Here is a 10,809-nt window from a genome sequence, read left to right as displayed (position 1 = left end):
TCCATCTCGCCTACGCGGCGGCCTTGGCGACGGCAGGACGGTTTGCCGACGCCGATCAGATCGTCACCGGCCTGACCGCCCGCCGACCGAACTGGCGCGAGGCTCGCTGGGTGGCCGTCGTCATCAACTACGGCGCCGAGCGCTGGTCGGACGTCGTCAAGCTGCTGACCCCGATCGTCAACGACTCGGATCTCGACGCGGCCTTCTCGCATGCGGCCAAGATCACCCTGGGCATCGCGCTGGCCCGGCTGGGCATGTTCGCCCCGGCGCTGTCATATCTCGAGGAGCCGGACGGCCCCGTCGAGGTGGCGGCCACCGACGGCGCGCTCGCCAAGGCTCTGGTGCTGCGGGCCCACGTCGACGAGGACTCGGCGAGCGAAGTGCTGCAGGACTTGTACGCCGCCCATCCCGAGAACGAACAAGTCCAAGAGGCCCTGTCCGACACCAGCTTCGGGATCGTGACCACCACGGCCGCTCGCATCGACGCTCGCATCGACCCTTGGGACCCCGAAACCGAGCCCAGCCCAGGGGATTTCGTGGACCCCGGCGCCCAGGAGCGCAAGCGTGTCCTGCTGGCGGAGGCCGAGCGCGAGCTCGACGAATTCATCGGCCTGGACAAGGTCAAAGACCAGGTCGCCCGGCTCAAGAGTGCGGTCGCCATGGAGCTGGTGCGTAAGCAGCGTGGGCTCGAGGTTGCCCAGCGCACCCACCACCTGGTCTTCACCGGACCGCCCGGGACCGGCAAGACGACGATCGCCCGCGTGGTCGCCAAGATCTATTGCGGCCTTGGCCTTTTGAAGAAGGAAAACATCAAAGAGGTGCACCGCGCCGATCTCATCGGTCAGCACATCGGTGAGACCGAGGCCAAGACCAACGCCATCATCGACAGCGCGCTGGACGGCGTCCTGTTCCTCGATGAGGCCTATTCACTGGTCGCCACGGGCGCCAAGAACGACTTCGGCCTGGTCGCCATCGACACCCTGCTGGCCCGGATGGAGAACGACCGCGACCGGCTGGTGGTGATCGTCGCGGGGTACCGCGCCGACCTGGATCGGTTCCTCGACACCAACCAGGGTCTGCGATCCCGCTTCACCCGCAGCATCGACTTCCCGTCGTACAAGCCGCTCGAGCTGATCGAGATCGCCAACTTCATGGCCGCCAAGCGCGACAGCGCATTCGACCAGGGAGCGCTGCACGACCTCGAGGCGTTGTTCGCACACCTGGCCGAGGTATCGAAGCCGGACGCGGCGGGGGTCGAACGCCGTGGCCTGGATATCGCCGGTAACGGCCGATTCGTTCGTAACGTGGTCGAAAAGTCCGAAGAGGAACGCGAATTCCGATTGGACCACTCCGAGCACGCAGCAACCGGGGAGTTCACCGATGAGGAGCTGGTCACGATAACCGCTTCGGATGTAGGCAATTCAGTGGAGCCGCTGCTGCAGGGGCTCGGTTTGCGGGAGCCGGCATGACCGACAACCAGCCGCAGGACGAACGTCGTTCCTTCGTGTCGCGGACGCCGGTCAACGACAACCCCGACAAGGTGGAGTACCGCCGCGGTTTCGTCACCCGCCATCAGGTCACCGGCTGGCGATTCGTGATGCGGCGCATCGCCTCCGGAATTGCCTTGCACGACACCAGGATGCTGGTCGATCCGCTGCGCACCCAGTCGCGTGCGGTGTTGATGGGCGTGGTCCTGCTGGTCACCGGCGTCGCGGGCTGCTTCATCTTCTCGCTGATCCGGCCCAGTGGATCGGCGGGGACCAACGCGGTGCTCGCCGATCGGTCAACCGCCGCGCTGTATGTGCGGGTGGGCGACGACCTGCACCCGGTGCTCAACTTGACCTCGGCCCGGCTGATCACCGGCAAGCCGGTCAACCCCACGACCGTGAAAAGCAGTGAGCTGGACCGGTTTCCGCGAGGCAACCTGATCGGCATTCCTGGCGCGCCGGAACGCATGGTGCAGAACACCTCGCACGACGCGAACTGGACGGTGTGCGACGGCGTCAGCGGGACGTCACGCTCGGTGCACAGCACCGGCGTCACGGTGCTCGCGGGCCGGCCGGACAGCAGCGGTGCCCGGGCGGCGACGCTGGCTTCCAAGCAGGCGGTCCTGGTCGACTCCACCACCGAGAAGGGCAGCAGCACCTGGCTGCTGTGGGACGGCAGGCGTAGCGAGATCAACCTGTCCGACCACGCCGTCACGAACGCACTCGGGTTGGGATTGAACAACTCTGAGGTGCCGGCGCCGCGGCCCATCGCCTTAGGATTGTTCAACGCGATTCCCGAAGGCCCGCCGCTGGCCGCGCCTGCCATCCCGAACGCCGGAGCCCCCGCAGGCTTCAGCGTGCCTGCCCCGATCGGGGCGGTCGTGGTGTCCTACACACTGGACCAGAACTCCTCGGGTGCCGCGCGTTACTACGCTGTGTTGCCCGACGGCCTGCAGCCCATCTCTCCGGTGCTGGCCGCGATGCTGCGTAACACCAATTCCTATGGCCTGGACCAACCCCCACGGCTGGGTGCCGATGCGGTGGCCAAGCTGCCGGTGTCGAAGATGCTGGACACCGCGCGCTATCCGGACGAGCAGGTCTCGCTGGTTGACGCGGCCAAAGACCCTGTCGCGTGCGCGTATTGGAGCAAGCCCGCCGGGGCCGCCACGAGCTCACTGAGCCTGTTGGCCGGATCGGGACTACCGATTCCGGAGTCGATCCATACCGTCGACCTGGTCGGTGGTAGCTCCCCGGGAATGGCCACGCGCGTCGCATTGGCGCCGGGCACCGGTTATTTCGCCCAGACCGTGGGTTCTGGCCCGGGCTCACCGGCCGTTGGCTCGCTGTTCTGGGTCTCCGACACCGGGGTTCGCTACGGCATCGACAACGAGGCCGAGAGCTCGGCTGCCGGGCACGGGAAAACCGTTGAGGCCCTTGGCTTGAGCGAGCCCGCCACCCCCATTCCGTGGTCGGTGCTGTCGCTGTTCGCGAACGGCCCGACATTATCGCGCGCCGACGCGCTGCTGGCACATGACGGGTTGGCGCCCGACAACAAGCCCGGCCGCGTGGCATCAGCTGAGGGAGCGCCCCGATGAGCCGACTTATCTTCGAAGCCCGCCGCAGGCTGGCGCCACCGGTTTCCCGCAAGGGAACCATCACCATCGAGGCGCCGCCCGAGTTGCCACGGGTGATACCGCCGTCGTTCCTGCGCCGGGCCATGCCCTACGTGCTGGTGATCCTGATCGTCGGCATGGTGGTTGCCCTGTTCGCCACCGGGATGCGGCTGATCTCGCCGCAGACGCTGTTCTTCCCGTTCGTGTTGCTGTTGGCGGCGACCGCGATGTATCGCGGCAATGACAACAAGACGCGGACCGAGGAGGTCGACGCCGAACGCGCCGACTACTTGCGCTACCTGTCGGTGGTCCGCGACAACATCCGAACGCAGGCCGCCCAGCAACGGGCCGCCGCACAGTGGTCCCATCCCGAGCCGGCGGCTCTGGCCGCTGTGCCGGGATCCCGCCGTCAGTGGGAGCGTGACCCGCACGACCCCGACTTCTTGGTCCTGCGGGCAGGGCGCCACGAGGTGCCCCTGGCCACGGCGCTGCGGGTCAACGACGCCGCGGACGAAGTCGACCTGGAACCGGTGTCGCACAGCGCATTACGCAGCCTGCTCGACACCCACCGCATCGTCCGAGACGTGCCGACCGGAATCGATCTGACTAAGGTCTCGCGGATCAGCGTCCTGGGCGAGGCCGATGAGGTGCGGGCGGCGTTGCGCGCGTGGGTTGCGCAGGCCGTCACGTGGCACGACCCGACGGTGTTGGGGGTGGCACTGGTCACCCGCGACGTGGAAAGCCCCGACTGGTCATGGCTGAAGTGGTTGCCGCACATCGACGTTCCCGGTGAGCTCGACGGCGTAGGCCCGGCTCGGTTCCTGTCGGCCAACATCGACGATCTGGTCGCTCAGCTGGGGTCGGCGCTCGTTGACCGCCCGGCTTTCAACGGCGAACCGGCCGACGCGCTCAAGCACCTGCTGATCGTCGTCGACGACCCGGAGATCGACCTGAACGCGTCCACCCTGGCGCTGGGCCGGGCGGGCATCACCGTGGTCCACCGCATCGCCACACCGCCGCACCGCGAACAGTATTCGGATCCGGAGAAGCCGATCCTGCGGATTTCACGGGGCGCCATCGAGCGCTGGCAGACCGGTGGCTGGCAAGCCTACATCGACAACGCCGACCAGTTCGGCGCGGACGAGGCGGCCCACCTGGCGCGGCTGCTGTCGCGTTGGGACTCCAACCCGACGCATGCCGGGCTGCGGTCGGCGGCCACCCGCGGCGCCACTTTCGGCACGCTGCTTGGCATTCCGAACGCGTCGGAGCTGGATGTCCCCACCCTGTGGGCGCCGCGCCGCCGCGAAGACGAGTTGCGCGTTCCGATCGGTGTCACCGCGACCGGTGAGCCGCTGTACTTCGACCTTAAGGACGAAGCCGAAGGCGGGATGGGCCCGCACGGTCTGATGATCGGTATGACGGGTTCGGGTAAGTCCCAGACCCTGATGTCGATTCTGTTGTCGCTATTGACAACTCATTCGGCCGACCGCCTGATCGTCATCTATGCGGACTTCAAGGGCGAGGCCGGCGCCGACAGCTTCCGGCATTTCCCGCAGGTCGTCGCGGTGATCTCCAACATGGCCGAGAAGAAGTCGCTCGCCGACCGGTTCGCGGACACCCTGCGCGGGGAGGTGGCGCGCCGAGAGATACTGCTGCGTGAGGCCGGCCGCCGCGTTCAGGGGAGCGCCTTCAACTCGGTGGTGGAGTACGAAGCCGCCATCGCGGCCGGGCATGAGTTGCCGCCGATCCCGACGCTGTTCGTGGTCGCCGACGAGTTCACCTTGATGCTGGCCGATTACCCCGAATACGCGGAGTTGTTCGACTACGTCGCGCGTAAGGGTCGCTCGTTCCGGATCCACATCCTGTTCGCCTCGCAGACGCTGGACGTCGGCAAGATCAAGGACATCGACAAGAACACCTCGTATCGCATCGGGTTGAAGGTGGCTAGTCCCAGCGTTTCCCGCCAGATCATCGGGGTGGAGGACGCTTATCACATCGAGTCCGGTAAAGAGCATAAGGGCGTGGGTTTCCTCGTACCCGCCCCGGGCGCGACGCCTATCAAGTTCCGCAGCACCTACGTCGACGGCATCTACGAGCCGCCGCAGACGACGAAGGCCTTTGTGATGCAGTCGGTCCCGGAGCCGAAGCTGTTCACCGCCGGACGGGTCGAGCCGGATCAGGACGGGCTGATCTCCGGCCCCGAGGACGACGAGCTGACCGGTCCGCCGCGCAAGCTGATCGCGACCATCGGCGACCAGTTGGCGAGTTACGGACCGCAGGCGCCGCAGCTGTGGCTGCCGCCGCTGGACCAACCGATCCCGCTGACGTCAGTGCTCGCTCGCGCCGGGGTGCCGCAGCGGCAGTGGCAGTGGCCGCTCGGCGAGATCGACAAGCCGTTCGACATGCGCCGCGACCCACTGGTCTTCGATGCCACCTCGTCGGCCGGCAACATGGTCATCCATGGTGGCCCGAAGTCCGGGAAATCGACCGCACTGCAGACCTTCATCCTGTCGGCCGCCAGCCTGCATTCGCCACGCGATGTGACGTTCTACTGCCTGGACTACGGCGGCGGAAAGCTGAGGGCGCTCGAAGGCCTGGCGCACGTCGGCAGCGTCGCTTCGGCGCTGGAACCCGAACGTATTCGGCGCACCTTCGGTGAGCTGGAGCAGTTGCTGCTGTCCCGGCAGCGGCGAGAGATGTTCCGGGACAAGCACGGCGCCGCCCCCGACGACGGTTTCGGCGAGGTATTCCTGGTCATCGACAACCTCTACGCCTTCGGCCGCGACAACACCGACCAGTTCAACACGCGAAACCCGCTGTTGGCCAGGGTGAGTGAGCTGGTGAACGTCGGCCTTGCATACGGCATCCACGTCGTCATCACGACGCCGAGCTGGCTCGAGGTACCGCTGGCCATGCGCGACGGCCTCGGGCTGCGTCTGGAGCTCAAGCTGCACGATCCGCGCGACAGCAATGTGCGGGTCGTCGGCGCGCTGCGCCGTCCCGCGGAAGCGGTGCCGCACGACCAGCCAGGCCGTGGGTTGACGATGGCCGCCGAGCACTTCCTTTTTGCAGCACCGGAATTGGACCAGGTGGCAGCGATCAACGCGCGTTACCCGGACATGACGGCGCCGCCGGTGCGGCTGCTGCCGACCAATCTGGCCCCGGCGGCCGTCGGTGCGTTGTATCGCGGCCCCGAGCAGGTGGTCATCGGGCAACGCGAAGAGGATCTCGCGCCGGTCGTGCTCAACTTCGCCGAGGAGCCGTTGCTGATGGTGTTCGGCGACAGCAAGTCTGGAAAGACCACGCTGCTGCGCCATATCATCCGAACCGTCCGCGAGAACTCCACGGCCGAGAGCGTCGCGTTCACCGTGCTGGACCGGCGCCTGCACCTGGTCGACGAGCCGCTGTTCCCCGATAACGAGTACACGGCGAACATCGACCGGATCACCCCCGCGATGCTGGGGCTGGCCAACCTCATCGAAGGGCGGCGCCCGCCCGCCGGCTTGTCGGCCGCCGACCTGTCCCGCTGGAGCTACGTGGGCCACACCCACTACCTGATCATCGACGACGTGGACCAGATACCGGACTCGCCGGCGATGAGCGGTCCATACGTCGGTCAGCGGCCATGGACTCCGCTGATCGGAATCCTCTCGCAGGCAGCCGATTTGGGGCTGCGGGTGATCGTCACGGCGCGCGCCACCGGATCGGGGCACCTGTTGATGACGAGCCCGTTACTGCGCCGGTTCAATGACTTGCAGGCAACCACATTGATGCTGGCCGGCAATCCGCAAGACAGCGGAAAGATCCGGGGTCAACGATTCGGCCGTTTGCCTGCCGGACGCGGGATCTTGTTGGGGGACACCGATACTCCGGAGTACGTGCAGTTGGTCAACCCCATGCTGGGGGAGTCCGTGATGGCAAGTGAACTGGGAATAGAAGGATTACGAGAGGAGTAGGCCATGACGTTGCGAGTGGTTCCCGAGGGTCTGGCAGCGACTAGCGTCGCCGTGGAGGCGCTGACGGCGCGGCTGGCGGCCGCGCATGCGGCGGCGGCTCCGGCGATTACCGCCGTCGTACCGCCTGCGGTGGATCCGGTATCGCTGCAAACGGCCGTCGGTTTCAGTGCGCAGGGCCAGGAGCACACCGCCGTCGCCGCCCAAGGCGTTGAAGAGTTGGGCCGCGCGGGCGTTGGCGTTGGCGAGGGCGGCGTGAGCTATCAGGCGCAAGACACCGCTGCCGCCGCTTCGTACGCGCCCGGGATCGCGCGGGCCTGACAATGACCAGCCCACTGGGCCCCGTAGGGGCCGTCATCTGGATGGCTTCGCCACCGGAGGTGCATTCGGCGTTGCTGAGCGCCGGGCCGGGACCGGGACCGCTTTTGGCGGCCGCCGGCGCCTGGTCCTCGCTCAGCGCCCAATACGCCTCGGCGGCAGCCGAACTCAGTGGGCTCTTGGTGTCGGCGCAGGCAGGGGCGTGGGAGGGTCCCAGCGCCGAGCAGTATGTGGCGGCCCATCTGCCGTATCTGGCGTGGCTGCAACAGGCCAGTGCCGATAGCGCGGGCATTGCCGCGCAGCACGAGGTCACGGCCACGGCCTACACCGCGGCGTTGACAGCGATGCCTACGCTGCCCGAGCTCGCCGTCAACCACACCGTTCACGGGGTGTTGCTGGCGACCAATTTCTTTGGTATCAATACGATTCCGATCGCGGTCAACGAAGCTGACTATGCGCGGATGTGGGTCCAAGCGGCCACCACCATGGGCACCTATCAGACGGTCTCGGGGGTGGCGCTCGCCGCGGCGCCGCGCACGGCCCCGTCGCCGTCGATCGTCCGGCCGGGCGGTGAGGCCGAAAACGCCACGCTGAACGCTGCGCAGCAGGGCTCCGGTTCCGGAAACTGGCTGCAGGACCTGCTGCAGCAGATCCAAAAGCTGCTGCAGGATTTGTCGCAGATCATTCAGAATTTCATGAACAACCTGCCCGCCTTCCTGGCGGCCAACGGCCCCCTGCTGTTCTTCGTCGCCTACCAGGTGTTCTTCAACGCCGTCGGCTGGCCGACGTGGGGCGCGATTTTGACCGCACCGTTGCTCATCCCGTTGATTCTCGGCATCGGCTTGGCTTCGTTCTTCGACGCACCCGCAGATACCGCGCCAGAGGCGGTCGTGCCGCCCGTCGTGCCGGTCCTCGCGTCGAACAAGCCGTCCATGTTGCCGGCGGTCGCCATGGCTCCGGCGATGACGAGTCCGGTTGGGGCCCCGGCGTCTACGGTTGCCGCTGGTTCGGGTGCGGCCTCCGCGCCGGCACCCGCTCCGGCGGCAAGCACTTTCGGTTACCTGGTCGCCGTCGGCGGTGATCCCGATGCCGGTCTCGGGCCGACGCTGAGTGGTCGGGGCGGCGTGAAGGCGCCGGCGGCGACGATCCCGGCGGCCGGCGCTGCGGCGCCGCTTCGGGCCGAGGCGAGGGCGCGGCGACGCAGGCGGGCAGCGATGTACGACCACGCCGACGAGTTCGCGGACATGGAATCCGACATCGGTGTTCCGCCGGAGTGGGGCAACGAGGAGCTACTGGCCGCGGCGGCGTCCGCGAATGGAGCCGGACGGCTGGGTTTCGCCGGAACCACTCAGAAGAAGAAAGCTTTCCAGGTGACCGGGTTGACCAAGCTGGCCGACGACGAGTTCGGCGGCGGCCCGCGGATGCCAATGGTGCCCGGAACTTGGGAACACGATCCGCACAGCCCAGCGGGTCCGGCGCAAGAAGGGGGATAAGACAGTCACCACGATGCATGTCGATCACCGAAACCTCAAGCAAGAGAAGAAGACATCTAACAGAAAGGAAGCACCATGAGCATGTTGGACGCTCACATTCCCCAGCTGGTCGCCGCGCAGTCGGCGTTCAGCGCCAAGTCGGGGCTGATGCGGAGCACGATCAGCCAGGCCGAGCAGGAAGCGATGTCGGCGCAGGCGTACCACCAGGGTGAATCGTCGGCGGCGTTCCAGGCCGCGCACGCCCGCTTCGTTGAGGCCGCCGCGCGGGTCAACACCCTGCTGGACATCGCTCAGGCCAACCTCGGGGACGCCGCGGGCACCTATGTCGCCGCCGATGCCGCTGCTGCGTCCGGTTACACCGGTTTCTGATACCTCCGCTTTTCGACGCCCATTATCGCGAAAGGACTTGTGATGTCACAGATCATGTACAACTACCCGGCGATGTTGAACCACGCCGCGGACATGTCGGGCTACGCCGGCACGTTGCAGGGGCTGGGTGCCGACATCGCCACTGAGCAGGCCACGCTGTCCAACGCCTGGCAGGGTGACACCGGTATGACCTACCAGGCGTGGCAGGCACAGTGGAACCAGGCCATGGAAAGCCTGGTGCGGTCCTACCAGGCGATGGCCAGCACGCACGAAGCCAACACCATGTCGATGCTCGCCCGCGACCAGGCCGAAGCCGCCAAATGGGGCGGTTAGTCTCCTCGCTAGATGAGTGCTGAACCCAACGCCGTCGAGCTGACGGTCGAGCATGCGTGGTTCATCGCGGAAACCATTGGGGCGGGCAGCTTTCCGTGGGTGCTCGCGATCACCTCGCCCTACAACGATGCCGCGCAGCGCAACGCGTTCCTCGACCGTCAGAAGGCCGACCTGACCCAGATGGGCCTCGTGTCCGAGCGCGGGGTCGTCAACCCCGCTGTGGCCGACTGGATCAGAGCGGTCTGCTTCCCGGAGCGCTGGCTGGACTTGCGTTACGTGGGCCCCACCGCGAGCACCGGTGAAGCCGGCGAAAAAGGCGAACTTCTGCGCGGCGTCGTTGCGCAGCGCAGCGGGAGCAATGGCGGGCCGGCCAAGACGGTGGTCGCCTTGCGCAGCGCCCAGCTCATCACGTTCACCGCGATGGACATCGACGATCCCCGCGCGCTGGTACCGGTCCTCGGCGTCGGGCTGGCGCAACGGGCACCGGCCCGATTCGAAGAGTTCAGCATGCCGATGCGGGTCGGCGCCCGGGCTGACGAGCGGTTGCGTTCCGGCGCTCCGCTCTCCGAAGTCCTTGGCTACCTGGGCATCCCGCAGTCGGCACGGCCCGTGGTGGAGGCGGTGTTCAACGGCCCGCGCAGCTACGTCGAGATCGTCGCCGGCTGTCACCGCGACGGCCAGCACGCCACCACCGAGGTGGGGATGAGCATCGTCGACACAGCAGCGGGACGCGTACTGGTCAGCCCGTCCCGCGCGTTCGACGGGGAATGGGTCTCCACGTTCGCCCCCGGCACGCCCTTCGCAATCGCGGTGGCGATCGAACAACTGACCGCCTTACTGCCGGACGCCGGATGGTTCGCAAGCCACCGGCTGGCCCGAGATTTCTCCGCCCAACCCTCATAACCGAATCCCCAAAATAGAGAAGAGAGCACGATGTTCCAGGTACGGCCCCAGCATCCTTCGAGGGTCTCGTGACGTCCGGCGCCGTCATGCCGATCGTCCGCGTCGCAATCCTCGCGGACAGCAGGCTGACGGAAATGGCGTTGCCCGCCGAGTTGCCGCTGCGTGAAATCCTGCCCGCTGTACAGCGTTTGGTGGTGCCCCAGGCGACAAACGGCGACTCTGACGACGGCGCGCAGGCCCGGGGAAGCGCCGAGATCGGCGCGGCGACCCAACTGAGCCTGGCCCCCATCGGGGGAGCGCCGTTCAGTCTGGACGCCAGCCTGGACACCGTCGGGGTCGT

Annotated in this window: 9 protein-coding genes; all 9 read left to right on the top strand. The window is 67.0% G+C overall.

The window, feature by feature from the left end:
* Positions 1-1,469, top strand: a 1,469-nt coding sequence (gene eccA, locus JOZ00_RS16205) for a type VII secretion AAA-ATPase EccA (protein ID WP_293345286.1), incomplete at its 5' end; no start/stop codon positions are given.
* Positions 1,466-3,082 (top strand): type VII secretion protein EccB, encoded by a 1,617-nt coding sequence (eccB, locus tag JOZ00_RS16200; RefSeq protein ID WP_293345284.1) that lies wholly within the window; start codon positions 1,466-1,468, stop codon positions 3,080-3,082. The genes eccA and eccB, both read left to right, overlap by 4 nt.
* The gene (gene eccCa / locus JOZ00_RS16195; protein WP_293345282.1) at positions 3,079-7,056 is read left to right on the top strand and encodes a type VII secretion protein EccCa; all 3,978 of its coding nucleotides are present in this window, start codon (positions 3,079-3,081) and stop codon (positions 7,054-7,056) included. Before eccB ends, eccCa begins: the two co-directional genes overlap by 4 nt.
* A 3-nt stretch (positions 7,057-7,059) precedes the next feature.
* Positions 7,060-7,374 carry a PE family protein gene (locus tag JOZ00_RS16190; RefSeq protein WP_293345280.1) on the top strand — a complete coding sequence of 105 codons (315 nt, stop codon included), beginning with the start codon at positions 7,060-7,062 and terminating at the stop codon, positions 7,372-7,374.
* A gap of 2 nt (positions 7,375-7,376) precedes the next feature.
* The gene (locus JOZ00_RS16185) at positions 7,377-8,864 is read left to right on the top strand and encodes a PPE family protein (RefSeq protein WP_293345278.1); all 1,488 of its coding nucleotides are present in this window, start codon (positions 7,377-7,379) and stop codon (positions 8,862-8,864) included.
* Positions 8,865-8,939: 75 nt separating this feature from the next.
* The gene (gene esxG / locus JOZ00_RS16180; RefSeq protein WP_293345276.1) at positions 8,940-9,233 is read left to right on the top strand and encodes a type VII secretion system protein EsxG; all 294 of its coding nucleotides are present in this window, start codon (positions 8,940-8,942) and stop codon (positions 9,231-9,233) included.
* 42 nt (positions 9,234-9,275) lie between these two features.
* Positions 9,276-9,566: a WXG100 family type VII secretion target gene (locus JOZ00_RS16175; protein ID WP_293345274.1), complete on the top strand. Its 291-nt coding sequence runs from the start codon at positions 9,276-9,278 to the stop codon at positions 9,564-9,566.
* Between the two features lie 12 nt (positions 9,567-9,578).
* Entirely contained in the window at positions 9,579-10,469 is an 891-nt protein-coding gene (locus JOZ00_RS16170; RefSeq protein ID WP_293345272.1) for an ESX secretion-associated protein EspG, read from the top strand.
* Positions 10,470-10,555: 86 nt separating this feature from the next.
* The coding region (locus JOZ00_RS16165) for an EsaB/YukD family protein (protein WP_293345288.1) at positions 10,556-10,809 on the top strand (254 nt) is incomplete at its 3' end.

It is taken from the genome of Mycobacterium sp., from assembly GCF_019243155.1.
Taxonomy (GTDB): Bacteria; Actinomycetota; Actinomycetes; order Mycobacteriales; family Mycobacteriaceae; genus Mycobacterium.
Note: the sequence above shows the minus strand (reverse complement) of the source record. Positions and strands in the feature narration are given on the sequence as shown.

Coding starts and splice junctions, on each gene's coding strand:
- eccB (WP_293345284.1), top strand. CDS start 1,466: ATGACCGACAACCAGCCGCAGGACGAACGTCGTTCCTTCGTGTCGCGG.
- eccCa (WP_293345282.1), top strand. CDS start 3,079: ATGAGCCGACTTATCTTCGAAGCCCGCCGCAGGCTGGCGCCACCGGTT.
- JOZ00_RS16190 (WP_293345280.1), top strand. CDS start 7,060: ATGACGTTGCGAGTGGTTCCCGAGGGTCTGGCAGCGACTAGCGTCGCC.
- JOZ00_RS16185 (WP_293345278.1), top strand. CDS start 7,377: ATGACCAGCCCACTGGGCCCCGTAGGGGCCGTCATCTGGATGGCTTCG.
- esxG (WP_293345276.1), top strand. CDS start 8,940: ATGAGCATGTTGGACGCTCACATTCCCCAGCTGGTCGCCGCGCAGTCG.
- JOZ00_RS16175 (WP_293345274.1), top strand. CDS start 9,276: ATGTCACAGATCATGTACAACTACCCGGCGATGTTGAACCACGCCGCG.
- JOZ00_RS16170 (WP_293345272.1), top strand. CDS start 9,579: ATGAGTGCTGAACCCAACGCCGTCGAGCTGACGGTCGAGCATGCGTGG.